This is a genomic window from Hoyosella altamirensis (genome assembly GCF_014191505.1).
Lineage (GTDB): Bacteria > Actinomycetota > Actinomycetes > Mycobacteriales > Mycobacteriaceae > Hoyosella > Hoyosella altamirensis.
This window is the reverse complement of the sequence record NZ_JACHWS010000004.1, coordinates 12,188-27,801: the sequence shown is the minus strand read 5'-3', so window position 1 is coordinate 27,801 and position 15,614 is coordinate 12,188. Positions and strand designations below refer to the sequence as shown.

The window sequence follows — 15,614 nt, the reverse complement described above, 5'->3', positions numbered from 1 at the left end:
GGGTGCGGCCCGGGTTTAACAGGGAAGCACTGCGGGTACCGCTCCCCCATGGCTGAATACCGGATCATTAACTCGTCCAAGGAAGTCGTCGAAAGCACCAAACTGCACGACGCGACAGAGGCCGTCGAATGGTTCCGAAACAACCTGCCCAACGGTGCCGACGCCTATCGTCTCGAAGTGCAAACTGACCAAGGGGACTGGGAAATGCTCGATGAAACCGAGAGCACGTAGCGCACAGAACCGACGCACCTAGAACCCCAGCGCGTAGTACCGTCGTCTGCGTGGGACGAGCGGTTGAGGAGTCGAATCGTCGCATGCTGAGGGCGCGCGACATGATCGACCGCGCCTACGCCGATGACCTCGACATCCCAGCGCTCGCCCGCGCAGCACACGTGTCGGACGCACACTTCATCCGCACATTCAAAGACACCTTCGGCGAAACACCTCACCGGTACTTGCAGCGCCGCCGAATTGAACGGTCGATGTTCCTGCTCCGCGAAACCCGCCAGAGCGTTACGGACATCTGCTTCGCCGTCGGTTTTTCCAGTCTCGGCACGTTCAGCAGAACATTTCGCGCGATCATGGGTGAATCACCCACCGAGTATCGACGTCACACCGCAGGGCTCCCCCCGGTACCTACGTGCTTCGTCATGAACTGGTACCGCCCCAGCACTGAAGTGAAGCCCGCCCCCCAATAGTGAGCAGTTTTGGAGAAGCGTGCGCTTCAGCCTGCTCCGTAGTGTTACGGGCATGGCAGATCAATTGGTAACTGGAACAACCCATTCGCAGCTTTTCGTCCTCGACCAAGATGAAGCACTCGACTTTTACGTCGGCAAGCTCGGCTTGGAGGTTCAGACCGACGCGGACATGGGTTTCATGCGCTGGCTGACCGTCGCCGTCCCCGGCGATGCACGCCACGAAATCCTTCTCATGAAGCCTGGCCCTCCCAACCACGACGAGGCTACGGCGGAACTCGTACGTGAACTCCTCACAAAAGGCGCCCTGGGCACCGTCATCTTCGGCACAGACGATTGTCAGAAGACCTTCGACGAACTCGAGAAGAAAGGTGTCGAATTCACGCAGGAACCGGTCGAGCGGTTTTATGGCACCGACTGCTCCCTCCGAGATCCCTTCGGCAACCATATCCGCATTACGCAACGCGCCTTAGAGCCCGTCACAGTCCCCACCAATCCCAAGTTCTGACGAGCGCCACCGGCTACCCTCCGAGTATGGCCAAGGCCAATTCGGCAGCGCCGGTGGAACTCGAAGTCGGCGACCGCGTCATCAAACTATCGAGTCCCGACCGCGTGTACTTCTCACAGCGCGGCGAAACAAAACTCGACCTCGCGAAGTACTACATGTCCGTCGGAGATGGCATCGTCAGGGCACTTCGCGAGCGTCCGTGCATGCTGCACCGCTTCCCGGACGGAGTCGACGGTCAGAAAGTCCATCAGAAACGCCTCCCCCGCGGAGCGCCGCCGTGGGTGGAAACGGTGCGGCTGCACTTTCCGAGATACAACCGGACCGCGGATGAACTGTGTGTCACGGAACTCGGCAGCGTCATCTGGGCCGTCCAGATGTCAACCGTGGAGTTTCATCCCTGGAACTCGCGCCGCGCGGACACTGAGAAGCCGGATGAATGGCGTATCGACCTTGATCCGATGCCCAAGTGTCCATTCTCGAAAGTACGGCGGGCAGCCGAGGTCAGCCACGAAATCCTTGAGGAGCTTGGGGCCGTCGGATGGCCGAAAACGTCTGGCGGCCACGGGCTTCACATTTATGTCCGCATCAAACCGGAGCATGGCTTCGCTGAAGTGCGACGCGCGGCGCTCGCGTTCGCACACGAAGTCGAGCGCCGCCTGCCCGACGACGTCACCACCGCCTGGTGGCGCCGGGACCGGTCACCGAGTGACCTCTTTGTGGACTACAACCAGAACGCACGCGACCACACGATCGCCGCGGCGTACTCCGTGCGCGGTAACCCGCGCGGCACGGTTTCGGCTCCCCTGAAATGGGATGAAATACCCGATGCCGAACCCAATGACTTCACCATCGCATCCATGCCAGACCGTTTCGCCAAGTTCGGCGACCTCCATGAGGGCATCGACGACGCGGTTTTCGATCTGCAGCCGCTGCTTGAGTGGGCCGACCGGGACGGCTTAGACCAATAACGGTTCACTGCTACTGTCATATCTGCCGTGGTGCTCGGGAAATCGGTGTGAAACCGGTGCGGCCCTCGCCACTGTGATCGGGAGTGAAGGTTCGTTCTGCGCCTTTCAGGTTTCTATCTAGGCGTGGAGTCACTGAAACGGCAACGTTTCGGGAAGGCAGAACCCTCGCGGCAATTCCCGTCAGCCAGGAGACCGGCCACGGCCAGCGTTATCCGATTCCACGAGGACCTGGAAGGCGGTCACTGTGACCATCTCTGCTTTGGCGTACCTGCGCACCGGTGCGCTTCTCACTACCGCTGCATTAGCACTCGCAAGCTGCAGCAACACCGAACCCGAAACCGTCGCCCATGTCGGCGAGGGCACCACTCGCGGCAACTGCGGCATCGACATCACCGCCGACGAACCACCGCAGCGGATCTACGCGGCCTATCAGCCAGCAATCGAAGTCGCGCATGCGCTGGGTGTCAGCGACCGGTTGATCGGCACGGCGTTCCTCGATTCACAAGTCCTGCCGGAATACGAAAACGCGCAAGCGGATGCAGCCTACGTGGAAAGCCTGCCGAGCCGGGACGAACTCCTTGCACAGAACCCCGACTTCGTCTTCTCCGGCTTCAACGGTGTCTTCGCTGAGTCCTCACAGAGCAGCGTCGGCACGCGAGCAAGCTTGCATAACCTCGGCGTCGGCACGTGGATTCTCAGCCCCCTCTGCCCGAGCTCTGACGGGCTCGCCGACGAGGCAATCGACCCCGCAACAGTGCGTTTCGACAATGTATACGCGGATCTGCGTGACTTGGGCGCTCTCTGGGGTGTGGAGGAGCGGGCTGAAGCAGTTATCGCCAGCCTCGAGTCACGTATCGCTGCCGTGGGCGACGCTGTGGCGGGCGCCGAACGGCCGTCTGTCGCAGTGGTGAGTCCGCGGGCTGACGGGACGTTCAGCATCGCGAGTGGCACCGACTTCATCACCCAGATCATTGACGCTGCCGGCGGGGTGAACGCCTTCTCGGATCTCACGGAACGGCGTAACATACAGATCGGCGCTGAAGAACTCATCCAGCGAAACCCGGACGTCATCCTCACCAGCACGTGCTGCGACGCCTCATACACCCGAGACGATGCCCTCCCCGATGTCGAGAAGATTGTCACGTCACCGGCGCTCGCGAACCTCACCGCGGTGCAGAACGGAACTGTCTACGCGTTCCTTTTCGCTGATCGCGCCGCGAGCGTCCGTGCCGCCCATTCGACGGAACTCGTCGCGGAACTCATCCATCCTGATCTGTTCGGGGGGTAGCGATGGTCGGTGTGGCTCATTCGCCGCAGCGCACCACTCGCGATGCCGCAGCACCGGCAACCGGACTCGCCCGGCGCGGTGTGACGCGCGGGGCGGGTCTCCTCTTCGCCGCGTTGCTCCTCGTCACGACGTGTGCAGCGTCGATTCTCGTTGGGAATCACCCACTGAGTCTGGACCAGGCTGTGCAGGCGTTCACCGACTACCAGGGCGCTGACACGGACCTGGTGGTCCATCACATCCGGCTGCCGCGCACGCTCGCGGGACTGTTCGCTGGAATCGCGCTCGGGCTCGCTGGAGCGGTGATGCAGGGGCTGACCCGCAACCCACTCGCGGGACCAGGGATTCTGGGCATCAATGCGGGTGCCGCGTTCGCGGTGGTGATCGCGATGAGCGCCCTAGGTGTGACGGCGCTGAGCGGGTACATCTGGTTCGCGTTCATTGGGGCCGCAGTTGCGGCTGTATTCGTATATGTCCTGGGTTCACTCGGGTACGGCGGGGCAACCCCCGTCAAACTGGCTCTCGCTGGCGCTGCTTTCGCCGCACTAGTCGGGTCCATGACCACCGCGATCAGTCTGCTCGACCGCAGCACATTCGACGACTTCCGATTCTGGGTAGTCGGTTCCCTTACCCGAGCCGACCTGGGGTCTCTGTCCACTGTGGTGCCATTCATGCTGGTTGGCGCGGTGCTGGCGTTCGCTGTTTCGCGCGCGCTGAACTCTATTGCGCTGGGGGATGACATGGCCCGCACGCTCGGAGCCAGACTCATCCTCATCCGCATATCTGGCGCGCTGAGTGTTGTCCTTCTCGCAGGTGCCGCCACCGCCATCGCGGGGCCCATCGGATTCATCGGACTCGTCGTGCCCCATATAGCGCGCGCAATCGGCGGTCCCGACTACCGCTGGCTGCTTGTCTGGTGCGCTGTTCTCGCGCCCACAGTGCTCCTGATTGCGGACATCCTGGGACGTATCGCGGTGCAGCCGCAGGAAATCCAGGTGGGCATCGTGACAGCACTCGCGGGCGCGCCTTTCTTCCTGTATCTCGTCCGCAACCGGAAGGTGGCGAAGCTATGACAGTTCTGCCAGCGGGCACTGTGCTGCTTAGTTCACCGGACCGGCGGATGACGTTCCGCCTGCACCAGCGCTCAATTCTGATCACCTGTGTGCTGGCCGTCGCGGCCGCGGCCATCGCCGTCTGGTCGCTGACGCTCGGGCACTACGAGATGGGCGTCGCCGACATCATTCGCGTTATGACCGGCGGCGGCACCCTCATCGAGACAGACGTGCTGCTCAACGACCGCCTGCCGCGAGTAACTGTTGCCCTCCTAACGGGGGCTGCGTTCGCGCTGTCCGGAGCAATACTGCAGCGGATCGCCTCGAATCCGCTCGTCAGCCCGGACGTCATCGGAATCAACGCGGGCGCGGCGTTCGGTGCGCTCGTGGTCATCACCGTCATCGGCGGGTCCGGAATCCACATAGTGGCCGGCGCACTCGGCGGGGCCGTCCTCGCGATGACGCTGATCCTCGCTGTCGCGAACAAAAACGGCCTGACCGGATATCGCCTCGTCCTGGTGGGTATCGGTGTGAGCGCAATGCTCTCATCGGTCATTTCGCTGATTCTGACTCGCGCGAACATTTATCAGGCGCATACCGCCGCCATGTGGCTCACCGGCAGCCTCGCTAACCGCGCGTGGACGCACGCCGTCATCATCGGCGTGACGTTAGCGGCTTTGACGCCCGCGCTCACGTATCTCGCGAGATTCCTGCGCCTGCTCGAACTCGGCGACGAACTGGCTCACACGCTGTCGGGCCGTCGCGGCTCCAACCGTGTCGCGCTGGTGATAGTCGCCGTGACGCTCGCCGCGATGGCAACTGCCGCCGCTGGGCCCATAGGGTTCGTCGCTCTCGTGGCTCCCCAGATCGTTCGCCGCCTTCTAAGAGAACGCAGCCCGGGCCTCATCCCGGCAGCAGCGGCAGGCGCACTCCTCGTCGTCACCGCTGACCTTGCCGCGCGGCTCATGTTCCCCGCAGAGCTGCCTGTCGGTGTCGTCACTGCCATCATCGGCGCGCCTGTTCTCGTGTACCTTCTTGCTCGCGCAACCCGGATCGGACATGCTGGATGACTTCCCACCTCGCGACCACAAGCCTCACTCTCGGATACGGCGGTCACACCGCCGTCACCGACGTCACCGTTGCGTTCCCCGCGGGCGAGCTCACTGTAATCGTCGGCCCCAACGGCTGCGGCAAATCAACGCTGCTGCGTGGGCTGGCGAGGCTGCTCAAACCCCAGATGGGAGCAGTGCTGCTCGACGGTACGAACATAGGCGACTTACCGGCTCGTTCGCTCGCACAGCGGCTTGGGATGCTGCCGCAGCAGCCGATTGCACCCGATGGAATCACCGTCGGCGATCTGATTTCTCGCGGCCGCCATCCCCATCAGCGATGGTTCCGGCAATGGAGCGAGCGTGACGAGACCGCTGTGCGGCGCGCAATGGAAGCAACCAGCGTGACCGAACTCGCGGAGCGGTGCATCGACGAACTCTCCGGGGGCCAGAAACAACGCGTCTGGATTGCTTTGGCCCTCGCGCAGGGGCCCGACGTGATGCTTCTCGACGAGCCCACAACATTTCTGGATCTGGCTCATCAAATTGATGTTCTCGACCTGCTGCACGATCTCAAGCCGCGCACCATCATCGCGGTGCTGCACGACCTGAATCTCGCTGCACGCTACGCCGATCATCTGGTCGCGATGAAGGACGGCCGTGTCGTCGCCCAGGGGACGCCCACGGAGGTGGTCAGAACCGACGTTGTCGAGGAGGTGTTCGGGCTGCCCTGTTCGGTGATCAACGATCCCCTCGCTGGGACACCGCTGGTCATTCCGGCTGGACGGAAGGTGACAGCTCGGTGAAAACAGACGAGTCACGCAAACGCTGCACTGTCCTCATTGCCCGCCCCACCCCGAGCGGCGTGGACCTTGCCTCCTTGCAACGCCTCGCAGACACGGTCGGAGCAGAATATGCTCTGCTCGATCAGGGCGAGCCGTCGATTCATTCTCGACTCGACGAGGCCGCGACGCGGTCACTAGCCGTCACGCTTGTTCCACTCGCGGTACCCCGTGATCGCTATCTCGAGACGTGGATCGCGCGGTCGGTCGCTAACTGGCGCGAAACCCGCGAGACTCGACTGGACGTCACAATCACTGATGGTGTTGACTCCACTTCCGGACTCACGGCCGCAGTCGAGCACTTGGCATCACAACCGGGGCGGGCGATCACCGCGAGCCCGCGAGCGTTCCGCAGCCCTGCCTGGTCTGATATGCCGGAGCACGACCGGCATATCCTGATTTGCCGCGGCCCACGTTGCACCGCCTACGGTGCGGGTGGTGTGTTCCGGGCTGTGCAGGATGAATTTCCCGATGCGCTCGTCACGCCAACTGGCTGCCTGACACCATGCAACCTCGGGCCACTCGCCATCAGCTATCCAACAGGGCGGTGGCACCCGAATCTCACCCCTGAAACCATTAGCGATCTATGACGCACTAAATAAATAATTACCGCCGGTGAATAAATTAATGGCGCATCTATTTTGCTAATCTAAAGATAGACCACATGGTCCGGTCGGGGCGAACTATCCATACCTCGGCAAAGGAGTCGACCAATGACACTGACAACCCGGTCACGGGCTAGCCTCGTCGCTGCGGCAGCAGCCGTCGCGCTCGTCATCAGCCCCGCAGCAGCAAGCGCCTGGTCATTCGGCCTCGGAGGCAGCGCAGGTGGAGGCACGTCCTTCAGTTGCTGCTCAAGCGGCGGCGGGTCGGTGAGCGGCGGCGCAGACCTCAGCGGCAACGTCGGCAAATGGTCACTAGGCGGCGGTGGCAGCGCAGGTCTCAGCTTCGGCTGGGGGCACTGACATAAAACGCGGTTTGATTGCGGCCAGCAATTCCCTGGCCGTAATCAAACATGTAGGTGGAATGGTTTCCCGGCGAGCGCCATTAATGCCTCGCCGAGAGCTTCACTCTGCGTGGGGTGCGCATGAATGAGCTTGGCCGCCGCACTAGCGGTAACGCCGAGGCTCACTAACGCCTGCGCTTCGCCAATCAACTCGCTCACCCGGTCACCGACGAGGTGCAAGCCTGCGATTTCGCCCTCGACTGCCACGACCTTCACACCACCGGCTGTGCCGAGAATCTGGCTTTTACCATTACCGGCAAGGTCGTAGACGACGGTCTCCACGGAGTTCCCGTAGCGCTCCCTCGCTTGCGCTTCTGAGAGGCCCACCGAAGCGACCTCCGGACGCGAATAGGCCACGCGCGGAATCTTCAGATCATCGATCACCTCTGGTTTGCACTCCGCGATGTCTTCAGCCACGAAAATGCCGTGCTGGTAACCACGATGAGCGAGTTGCGGTCCGGCGACGATGTCACCGGCGGCATAAACCCCCGGGACGCTGGCGCGCAGCCTCTCATCGGTGGCGACGAACCCGTTTTGGAGTTCGATGCCTGCGTCGGCAAAGCCTTGCGTATTCGGCCCCCTGCCTACCGCGACAAGAAGTATCTCCGCCTCGAGTTGTTCACCGGACTCGAGGGTGACCCGCACCGTGTCCTCGTCTTCGATCACCTCCGTGATCGCGGTGCGGGTCCTCGTCTTGATCCCCCGTTTCCGGAACGCGCGGGCCAGCTGTTTCGATGCGAACTCGTCCTCGCCGGGGAGCAGCTTGTCCTGCGCTTCCACTACCGTCACGGTAACGCCAAGAGATGCCCACGCGCTTGCGAACTCGCACCCGATTACTCCACCGCCGAACACAATGACGTCGTCGGGAAGGTACGAGAGGTCAAGAGCGCCGTCACTGGTGACGACCCGATCGCTGAGCCGGATACCTGCGGGCACTTTGGGCGACGATCCGGTGCATAACACCAGATAGTCACCCTGAATCACAAGTCCGTCCACTGTCACTTCGCGTGGGCCAGTGACCTGTCCCTCGCCGTAAACGACCGTGATTCCGCTCGCATCGATCAGCCCGCGCAGGCCGTTGTGCAGGCGGCCGACAACGGCCTCACGGTAGCTGCGCAAAGCGTCGACACTCACGCCGGACATCGATGCCTCAATGCCATACCGGGACGCTTCCCGAACTGAGTCTGCGGTTTCAGCCGCATGGAGCAGGGCTTTCGTCGGAATGCACCCGCGGTGCAAGCACGTCCCTCCGAGCTTGCCCGATTCAATAAGAATGACGGGCATTCCGAGAGCGGCTGCCCGTAAGGCGGTCGCATAGCCGGCAGATCCCCCGCCGAGAACGACGACATCTTTGGTCACGAGAGTCTCCTTCTGTGCTGAGATAGGGCGTCGCGCGCCTGGGCATGCAGTCGGCCCGCGCGGTAGGACGAACGAACAAGGGGTCCCGACATGACACCCAGGAAGCCGATTTCCCTGGCGAGGCCAGCGAGTTCGGTGAATTCGTCTGGCGGGACCCATCGCTCAACCGGATGGTGCCGCGATGTGGGCCGCAAGTACTGAGTAATGGTGATCAGGTGGCATCCGGCTGAATACAAATCGCGCAGTGCTGCCCCGACCTCATGGCGTTCCTCGCCTAGCCCGAGTATCAGGTTCGACTTGGTGACGAGTCCCGAATCCGCCGCAGAGGTGATCACGTCAAGCGAGCGCTGATAGGTGAATGCCGGACGGATTCGCCGAAACAAACGCGGTACGGTTTCAAGATTGTGCGCGAGAACCTGCGGCCCAGCATCGAAGACTTCCCGCAGCAATTCGGGCCTGCCGTTGAAGTCCGGAATGAGCAGCTCAACTGAAGTTTCTGGACTGCGCGCACGGACCTGGCGCACTGTTTCCGCATAGAGCCACGCGCCCCCATCCGGTAGATCATCGCGGGCCACACCCGTGACCGTCGCGTACCGCAATCCCATCGTCGCAATTGATTCAGCGACCCGGCGTGGCTCATCACGATCGAACTCCGCTGGCTTGCCGGTATCGATCTGACAGAAGTCACAGCGCCGTGTGCACTGGTCACCACCGATGAGGAACGTAGCTTCCCGATCCTCCCAGCATTCGAAGATGTTGGGACAGCCCGCTTCCTGGCACACAGTGTGCAGGCCTTCACGCTCGACAAGGTCATGCAGCGCACGGAATTCGGGACCCATCCGCATCGTGGTCCGGATCCACGGAGGTTTCCGTGCGATCGGTGTTTCAGAGTTGCGCACCTCAAGTCTGAGGAGGCGCCGTCCTTCTGGTGCGACTGGCATGGCGGCGAAGGTAGAAGGGCCGCACCTAACTCACAAGTGCCGCGGCTACCGCCTGCCAGTTGTCCCAGGTGGGGGCGCGCTGCAACCCTTCGCAACGCGTACCGCACCGGAACCGCACGGACTGAGCGTGCAATTCACCACATACTCACCGGTAACCGCAGCGCACCAGACATACTCTGTGCACGCCGGTTCATTCGGGTTGCACCCGCGTAAACAACGCATCGTCGCGCATTCACCAGAAACTTGCCACGTTAGGGAAAGTGCAATGAGCGACCGCCAGCGAACGCTGTACATGACTGTCTTGATGACCCCAGATTCAGCCAATTTCAGTGGAAATGTCCACGGGGGAACAATGCTGAAGCACTTAGACGAAGTCGCGTATGCATGCGCCAGCCGCTACGCCGGAACATACGTGGTGACGCTCTCTGTCGATCAGGTCGTGTTTCGGCAGCCCGTTCACGTCGGGGAACTCGTCACGTTCTCAGCGTCGATCAACTACACGGGACGCACCTCAATGGAGGTGGGTATTCGTGTCGAAACGCAGAACATCCGCACTGGGAAAGTCCGGCACACCAACAGTTCGTATTTCACGATGGTGGCCGTCGATGACTTCGGCAAACCAGCGTCCGTCCCGCGGCTCGAACCACAAACCGACCTGGAACGTCAGCGGTATGCGGCCGCTCAGCGCCGCCGCGCTGCCCGCAAAGCGGACGCAGCGCACACCGCAGCCCGGGCGGTGCAACCCCTCGCAACCCTGTCAGATGTAGCCCAGGTCACATAGAACGGACTCATTCACTCCAGCACACCGCTGGGGTTGGAAGGAGTCCCGATGACAATCACTGGCAAAGTCGCCCTCGTGACCGGAGGTGGACGCGGCATCGGTCGCGCCATCGCGCTAAGGCTCGCCGATGACGGTGCCGATATCGCGCTTGTCGACACCAATGAGCAGAACATGGAGGCCGTTGCCGCTGAAATCCGCGAACGCGGCAGAAAAGCGACGACATTCCAGGCCGACGTCAGCTCCCGGCAGCAGGTGTACGACGCCGTCGATCACGCGGAGTCCGCGCTGGGCGGCTTCGACATCATGGTCAACAACGCCGGTATCGCTCAGGTCCAGCCTCTTTCCGAGGTAACGGAAAACGAAGTGTCCACCATCCTCGGCGTCAACCTTGAAGGCGTGCTGTGGGGGATTCAGGCCGCGGCGAAAAAGTTCCAGGAACGCGAACAGCCCGGCAAAATCATCAACGCCTCTTCGATCGCGGGACACGACGGATTCGCCATGCTCGGCGTCTACTGCGCCACGAAATTCGCGGTGCGCGCGCTTACCCAAAGCGCCGCGAAGGAGTACGCGTCAGACGGCATCACCGTCAACTCCTACTGCCCCGGCGTTGTCGGCACCGACATGTGGGTAGAAATCGACGAACGCTTCGCCGAACTCACCGGAGCACCAAAAGGTGCGACATACGAAAAGTTCGTCGAAGGTATCGCACTGGGACGAGCGCAAACCCCCGAAGACGTGGCCGGTTTCGTTTCGTACCTGGCTGGGCCGGATTCCGACTATATGACCGGGCAGAGCCCCATGATCGACGGCGGGCTCATATACCGCTGACCGTTGCAACTCCCCGCAACCCTCCCCAGCGTGTCCCCGGTCACATAGAAACGAAGCGTGAGCATGCACCCGCAGCACGTCGTCCCCGGCAGTGCGATTGGCATCATTCCCAATCCGATGTCAGGCCGAGACATTCGTCGCCTCATCGCGCAGGCATCCGTTTTTCCCAACACCGAGAAAGCTTCGATGGTTCTGCGCATCATTCGTGCCGCGGGCGCCCTCGGAGTCGAGCGAGTGCTGATGTCGACCGACAAGTTCGGCATCGCCGCCGGAGTGCTGAGAGAGATGGAGCGGCTCAAGAACGCCGCTCGAACCCAACATGTTCGCTGGCCCGAAGTCGAGTTCCTCACCCTGGAAAATGCGACCGAAACTGCCTCCGACACAACGCGCTACACCGAACGGATCGCCGCGGAATGCGCGGCAGCAGTGGTGCTGCTCGGTGGCGACGGGACAATGCGCGCCGCTGCCCCCGCACTAGGCGATACACCGATGCTCGCGCTCAGCACAGGCACCAACAACGCGTTCCCCATCATGATCGAGGCGACCGTAGCGGGCATGGCCGCAGGCCTTGTCGCCACCGGCCGTGCACCTGCGCCAGCCCGCCGCAGCAAACTTCTGCACGTCGCCGTCACACGCTCAGATGGCACCACAATCCGCGAACTCGCGCTCGTCGACGTCTGCGTCAACTCGCTCAGCGACATCGGGTCCCGAGCGCTGTGGAAGCCGGACACACTGCGCGAGCTGTACTGCACGTTTGCCGAACCGCACGCCATCGGACTCTCGTCGATCGCGGGCCAGGTACTACCGACAAGCAGGACAGCCCCCGACGGTGTGGGCGTGGCCCTGGATCCAGATGGCGTCCGTGTACTTGCACCCATCGCCCCGGGCCTGCTCGAGCCTGTCGGCGTCGGTCGCGCGTACCCACTCTTACCGAATGTCCCCAATATCGTCGCCACGCAAACCAATTCTTTGCGGGGCACCATCGCGCTCGATGGCGAGCGCGAAATCGAGTTCGGGCCCAACGATCATGTCACCGTCACGCTGAAGCACGACGGACCGTACGTGATCGATGTTCCCGCAACACTTGCTCACCCCAGCCAGCCACATGTGGCTCCTCAAAAAATGGCTACAGCAGGGAGGTCCTGATGACGCAAACACTGTCTTCGCTGGGCTCAGATGCACCAGATGCAACTGGGCTCAGCGAATCCCAACTACTCGACGCCTACCGCACGATGCGCACCATCCGCGCATTCGAGGACCGGGTGCACGACGAATTCGCCTCGGGTGACATCCCGGGTTTCGTGCACCTCTACGCAGGCGAAGAAGCCTCCGCCACTGGAGTGTGCGCCCACCTCGCACCGGGTCGCGACACCATCGCCTCAACCCACCGCGGCCACGGCCACTGCATCGCCAAGGGCGTCGACGTCAAGCCCATGATGGCCGAGATCTTCGGTAAGAAAACTGGATCATGCCGGGGCAAAGGCGGTTCGATGCACATCGCCGATTTGTCGAAAGGCATGCTCGGAGCGAACGGCATCGTCGGTGGCGGACCGCCGCTGATCTGCGGGACTGCCCTCGCAGCAAAACTCACAGGTGACGGCGGTGTGGGCGTTGCGTTCTTCGGCGACGGTGCATCAAACCAGGGCACAACGCTTGAAGCGATGAACCTCGCATCGGTATGGAACCTTCCGGCGATCTTTGTCGCGGAGAACAACGGATATGCGGAGGCGACGAGTTCGACCTGGTCCGTATCGGCGGACAACATCGCCGACCGGGCCGCTGGGTTCGGCATGCCGGGCGTCATCGTCGACGGTTTCGACTTCTTCGCAGTCTATGAAGCGGCCGGTGAAGCAATCGCCAGGGCCCGCGAAGGGGGTGGCCCCACACTGATCGAAGTGAAGTTCACCAGGTACTACGGGCACTTCGAAGGCGATCAGCAGACCTACCGGGCCCGCGACGAGGTAGCCAACGCAAAGGCAAACCTGGACTGCCTCACACGCTTCCGGCGCCGCGTCACAGAATCCGGGCGGCTGACCAACGCTCAACTGGACCAGGCTGACGCCGAGATCGCGCAACTGATCGACGAATCTGTCGACGAAGCAAAGGCTGCCCCCGTCCCGACCGCCGAAGACGTGCTGACCGACGTCTACGTGAAGTACTGAGAGGAAGAACCAATGGCTACACGCAAGCTCAGCTACCGCGAGGCGATCAACGAAGCGCTGCGGCAGGAAATGGAACGGGACGAGTCCGTCATTGTCATGGGTGAGGACAACGCGGGCGGGGCGGGCGCACCCGGCGAAGATGATGCGTGGGGAGGTGTTCTCGGCGTCACCAAGGGGCTCTACGAAAGGTTCCCAGGGCGGGTGCTCGACACTCCCATCACGGAGTCCGCCTTCATCGGAGCGGCGGTGGGGGCAGCCACTCGCGGTATGCGCCCGGTCGCTGAGCTGATGTTCATCGACTTTGCGGGTGTCTGCCTGGATCAGATCATGAACCAGGCAGCGAAGTTCCGGTACATGTTCGGCGGCAAAGCCGTCACACCTGTCACGATCCGCGCCATGTACGGCGCGGGACTTCGCGCCGCGGCGCAGCACTCACAGGCGCTCTACCCGATCTTCACGCACCTTCCGGGGCTGAAGGTCGTTCTGCCTTCGAGTCCCTACGAGGCGAAGGGTCTGCTCATCCAGTCGATTCGAGACAACGACCCGGTGATCTTCCTCGAACACAAAGCTATGTACGACGCGACAGGCGAGGTGCCCGAGGAGTCATACACCATCCCGTTCGGGGAAGCGAACGTCGCCCGTGAAGGTGACAACGTCACCATCGTCGCGCTTGGCCGCATGGTGAACTTCGCGCTGGAAGCCGCGATGGAACTCGAAGGCTCGGGCATCAGTGCCGAGGTAATCGATCCGCGCACCGTGAGTCCGCTCGATCTCGACACGATCCTCGAATCCGTCGAGAACACCGGCCGTCTCGTCGTCGTCGACGAAGCCAGCCCGCGCTGCAACATCGCGACCGACATCTCCGCGCAGGTCGTGCAGGAGGCTTTCGCGGACCTCAAAGCACCAATCAGGATGGTGAGTCCACCGCACACGCCGGTGCCGTTCGCCGAGTCGCTCGAAGACGCCTACATTCCGTCCGCGCAAGACATCGTGAACGCGGCGAAGTCCGTCGCTGATTGGAGCAAGTAAATGAGCGACATCCAGCGCGTCACCATGCCGAAATGGGGGCTGTCGATGGAGTCCGGCAAGATCACCGAATGGCTGGTTAAACCCGGCGACACAATCGCCGAGGGAGACCCGATCTGCGAAATCGACACCGACAAGATCGCCGGTGAACTCGAATCCACCTGGGACGGCACCGTCCGGGCACTGGTCGTGGATGTCAACGAGGACGTCCCGGTTGGCGGCACCATCGCTGTCGTCGCACCACCTGAGGTTTCCGACGACGACATCAGCGCCGTGGTCGCTCAAGCACGGGAACAACTCGCTTCCGGTGCCGTCGAGGACGAGTCTGGCCCGAAGATCGCGACCGTCAAAGTCGACGGGAGGCAGATCTCGTACGCCTCGCTCGGCGAGGGCGACGAAACACCGATCGTCTTCATTCACGGGTACGGCGGCGACAAGAACTCGTGGCTTTTTGTCCAGGAGCCCGTTGCCACGAATCGGGTTACCTACGCTTTGGACCTGCCCGGACATGGCGCTTCGTCGAAAGACGTGGGAGACGGTTCCCTCGGAACCTTGGCGCGCACTGTGCTCGGTTTCCTCGACGAAATCGGTGTCAGCAAAGCGCATCTCGTCGCACATTCGATGGGTGGCGCGGTAGCTGTCATGGCTGCAGGACACAGCCCAGAGAGGGTCGTGTCGCTGACACTGATCTCGCCAGCCGGGTTCGGTCCAGAGATCAACTCGTCGTACATCAACGGTTTCGCGACAGCTGAAACGCGACGCGAACTGAAGCCACATCTACAGCAGCTCTTCGCCGATCCTGGCCTCGTCACCCGGCAGCTCATCGATGACCTGCTGAAGTACAAGCGCCTCGACGGGGTCGACGAGGCGCTGCGGCAGCTGTCAGCAACCCTGACCAGCGAGGGGCTCGACGTCAGAAGCGACTTCGGCCGCTACACCGGCAAAGCTGGCGTGGTGTGGGGCGCGGACGACAGGATCGTGCCCGTATCTAACGCGTCGAGCCTCAACGATGTGAAGGTGCTCGATGGTGTCGGACATATGGCTCACATGGAGTCACCTCAGCACGTCGTCGCGGCCATTCGGGACGCTACAAGCGTGTGATCTGAGGCACA

At 62.3% G+C, this 15,614-nt stretch carries 18 protein-coding genes and 1 riboswitch; of the genes, 16 read left to right on the top strand and 2 right to left on the bottom strand.

The genetic code is table 11. The annotated features are described in order from the left end of the window. The first annotated feature begins 48 nt into the window (after positions 1-48). From FHU29_RS19295 to FHU29_RS19250, 10 genes are all read left to right on the top strand, one after another. Positions 49-231: a hypothetical protein gene (locus tag FHU29_RS19295; protein ID WP_013808995.1), complete on the top strand. Its 183-nt coding sequence runs from the start codon at positions 49-51 to the stop codon at positions 229-231. Between the two features lie 83 nt (positions 232-314). Beyond that, a complete protein-coding gene (locus FHU29_RS19290; RefSeq protein ID WP_064438494.1) occupies positions 315-698 on the top strand; it encodes a helix-turn-helix domain-containing protein in 384 nt (127 codons plus the stop codon). Positions 699-750: 52 nt separating this feature from the next. Continuing rightward, the gene (locus tag FHU29_RS19285) at positions 751-1,203 is read left to right on the top strand and encodes a VOC family protein (RefSeq protein WP_183377623.1); all 453 of its coding nucleotides are present in this window, start codon (positions 751-753) and stop codon (positions 1,201-1,203) included. Positions 1,204-1,229: 26 nt separating this feature from the next. Continuing rightward, the gene (ligD, locus tag FHU29_RS19280) at positions 1,230-2,171 is read left to right on the top strand and encodes a non-homologous end-joining DNA ligase (protein ID WP_064438495.1); all 942 of its coding nucleotides are present in this window, start codon (positions 1,230-1,232) and stop codon (positions 2,169-2,171) included. An 11-nt stretch (positions 2,172-2,182) separates the two neighbouring features. Further along, a riboswitch (cobalamin riboswitch) is annotated at positions 2,183-2,386 on the top strand. A 29-nt stretch (positions 2,387-2,415) separates the two neighbouring features. Beyond that, positions 2,416-3,459 carry an ABC transporter substrate-binding protein gene (locus tag FHU29_RS19275; protein WP_064438496.1) on the top strand — a complete coding sequence of 348 codons (1,044 nt, stop codon included), beginning with the start codon at positions 2,416-2,418 and terminating at the stop codon, positions 3,457-3,459. A 2-nt stretch (positions 3,460-3,461) separates the two neighbouring features. Further along, entirely contained in the window at positions 3,462-4,529 is a 1,068-nt protein-coding gene (locus FHU29_RS19270) for a FecCD family ABC transporter permease (RefSeq protein WP_064438497.1), read from the top strand. Then, the gene (locus FHU29_RS19265; RefSeq protein ID WP_064438498.1) at positions 4,526-5,578 is read left to right on the top strand and encodes a FecCD family ABC transporter permease; all 1,053 of its coding nucleotides are present in this window, start codon (positions 4,526-4,528) and stop codon (positions 5,576-5,578) included. Before FHU29_RS19270 ends, FHU29_RS19265 begins: the two co-directional genes overlap by 4 nt. Further along, the gene (locus tag FHU29_RS19260) at positions 5,575-6,363 is read left to right on the top strand and encodes an ABC transporter ATP-binding protein (protein WP_064438499.1); all 789 of its coding nucleotides are present in this window, start codon (positions 5,575-5,577) and stop codon (positions 6,361-6,363) included. The genes FHU29_RS19265 and FHU29_RS19260 overlap by 4 nt, the downstream gene beginning before the upstream one ends. Beyond that, the gene (locus FHU29_RS19255) at positions 6,360-6,989 is read left to right on the top strand and encodes a (2Fe-2S) ferredoxin domain-containing protein (protein ID WP_064438500.1); all 630 of its coding nucleotides are present in this window, start codon (positions 6,360-6,362) and stop codon (positions 6,987-6,989) included. The genes FHU29_RS19260 and FHU29_RS19255 overlap by 4 nt, the downstream gene beginning before the upstream one ends. A 123-nt stretch (positions 6,990-7,112) precedes the next feature. After that, complete coding sequence (locus FHU29_RS19250) at positions 7,113-7,364, top strand: hypothetical protein (protein ID WP_064438501.1); 252 nt, start codon at positions 7,113-7,115, stop codon at positions 7,362-7,364. Between the two features lie 44 nt (positions 7,365-7,408). Here FHU29_RS19250 and lpdA read toward each other — a convergent pair whose 3' ends face one another. Together lpdA and lipA are read right to left on the bottom strand one after the other, a co-directional pair. Then, positions 7,409-8,764 carry a dihydrolipoyl dehydrogenase gene (gene lpdA, locus FHU29_RS19245; RefSeq protein ID WP_064438502.1) on the bottom strand — a complete coding sequence of 452 codons (1,356 nt, stop codon included), beginning with the start codon at positions 8,762-8,764 and terminating at the stop codon, positions 7,409-7,411. Beyond that, positions 8,761-9,705 (bottom strand): lipoyl synthase, encoded by a 945-nt coding sequence (lipA, locus tag FHU29_RS19240; RefSeq protein ID WP_064438503.1) that lies wholly within the window; start codon positions 9,703-9,705, stop codon positions 8,761-8,763. The genes lpdA and lipA overlap by 4 nt, the downstream gene beginning before the upstream one ends. Positions 9,706-9,970: 265 nt before the next feature. Here lipA and FHU29_RS19235 point away from each other — a divergent pair, with 265 nt between their 5' ends. From FHU29_RS19235 to FHU29_RS19210, 6 genes are all read left to right on the top strand, one after another. Further along, positions 9,971-10,486 (top strand): acyl-CoA thioesterase, encoded by a 516-nt coding sequence (locus tag FHU29_RS19235; RefSeq protein WP_064438504.1) that lies wholly within the window; start codon positions 9,971-9,973, stop codon positions 10,484-10,486. Between the two features lie 48 nt (positions 10,487-10,534). Then, positions 10,535-11,314 carry an acetoin reductase gene (locus tag FHU29_RS19230; protein ID WP_064438505.1) on the top strand — a complete coding sequence of 260 codons (780 nt, stop codon included), beginning with the start codon at positions 10,535-10,537 and terminating at the stop codon, positions 11,312-11,314. A gap of 63 nt (positions 11,315-11,377) precedes the next feature. Then, on the top strand, positions 11,378-12,460 hold the full coding sequence (locus FHU29_RS19225; RefSeq protein ID WP_064438506.1) for an ATP-NAD kinase family protein: 1,083 nt from the start codon (positions 11,378-11,380) through the stop codon (positions 12,458-12,460). Next, positions 12,460-13,476, top strand: a complete 1,017-nt coding sequence (locus FHU29_RS19220; protein ID WP_064438507.1) for a thiamine pyrophosphate-dependent dehydrogenase E1 component subunit alpha — start codon at positions 12,460-12,462, stop codon at positions 13,474-13,476. The genes FHU29_RS19225 and FHU29_RS19220 overlap by 1 nt, the downstream gene beginning before the upstream one ends. Positions 13,477-13,488: 12 nt before the next feature. Continuing rightward, positions 13,489-14,505: an alpha-ketoacid dehydrogenase subunit beta gene (locus FHU29_RS19215; protein WP_064438508.1), complete on the top strand. Its 1,017-nt coding sequence runs from the start codon at positions 13,489-13,491 to the stop codon at positions 14,503-14,505. After that, on the top strand, positions 14,506-15,603 hold the full coding sequence (locus FHU29_RS19210; protein WP_064438509.1) for an acetoin dehydrogenase dihydrolipoyllysine-residue acetyltransferase subunit: 1,098 nt from the start codon (positions 14,506-14,508) through the stop codon (positions 15,601-15,603). Positions 15,604-15,614 lie beyond the last annotated feature (11 nt).

What these genes read in the sequence shown, in the direction of transcription:
- FHU29_RS19295 (WP_013808995.1), top strand. Translation starts at nt 49, where the DNA reads ATGGCTGAATACCGGATCATTAACTCGTCCAAGGAAGTCGTCGAAAGC.
- FHU29_RS19290 (WP_064438494.1), top strand. Translation starts at nt 315, where the DNA reads ATGCTGAGGGCGCGCGACATGATCGACCGCGCCTACGCCGATGACCTC.
- FHU29_RS19285 (WP_183377623.1), top strand. Translation starts at nt 751, where the DNA reads ATGGCAGATCAATTGGTAACTGGAACAACCCATTCGCAGCTTTTCGTC.
- ligD (WP_064438495.1), top strand. Translation starts at nt 1,230, where the DNA reads ATGGCCAAGGCCAATTCGGCAGCGCCGGTGGAACTCGAAGTCGGCGAC.
- FHU29_RS19270 (WP_064438497.1), top strand. Translation starts at nt 3,462, where the DNA reads ATGGTCGGTGTGGCTCATTCGCCGCAGCGCACCACTCGCGATGCCGCA.
- FHU29_RS19265 (WP_064438498.1), top strand. Translation starts at nt 4,526, where the DNA reads ATGACAGTTCTGCCAGCGGGCACTGTGCTGCTTAGTTCACCGGACCGG.
- FHU29_RS19260 (WP_064438499.1), top strand. Translation starts at nt 5,575, where the DNA reads ATGACTTCCCACCTCGCGACCACAAGCCTCACTCTCGGATACGGCGGT.
- FHU29_RS19250 (WP_064438501.1), top strand. Translation starts at nt 7,113, where the DNA reads ATGACACTGACAACCCGGTCACGGGCTAGCCTCGTCGCTGCGGCAGCA.
- lipA (WP_064438503.1), bottom strand. Translation starts at nt 9,705, where the DNA reads ATGCCAGTCGCACCAGAAGGACGGCGCCTCCTCAGACTTGAGGTGCGC.
- FHU29_RS19235 (WP_064438504.1), top strand. Translation starts at nt 9,971, where the DNA reads ATGAGCGACCGCCAGCGAACGCTGTACATGACTGTCTTGATGACCCCA.
- FHU29_RS19230 (WP_064438505.1), top strand. Translation starts at nt 10,535, where the DNA reads ATGACAATCACTGGCAAAGTCGCCCTCGTGACCGGAGGTGGACGCGGC.
- FHU29_RS19225 (WP_064438506.1), top strand. Translation starts at nt 11,378, where the DNA reads ATGCACCCGCAGCACGTCGTCCCCGGCAGTGCGATTGGCATCATTCCC.
- FHU29_RS19220 (WP_064438507.1), top strand. Translation starts at nt 12,460, where the DNA reads ATGACGCAAACACTGTCTTCGCTGGGCTCAGATGCACCAGATGCAACT.
- FHU29_RS19215 (WP_064438508.1), top strand. Translation starts at nt 13,489, where the DNA reads ATGGCTACACGCAAGCTCAGCTACCGCGAGGCGATCAACGAAGCGCTG.
- FHU29_RS19210 (WP_064438509.1), top strand. Translation starts at nt 14,506, where the DNA reads ATGAGCGACATCCAGCGCGTCACCATGCCGAAATGGGGGCTGTCGATG.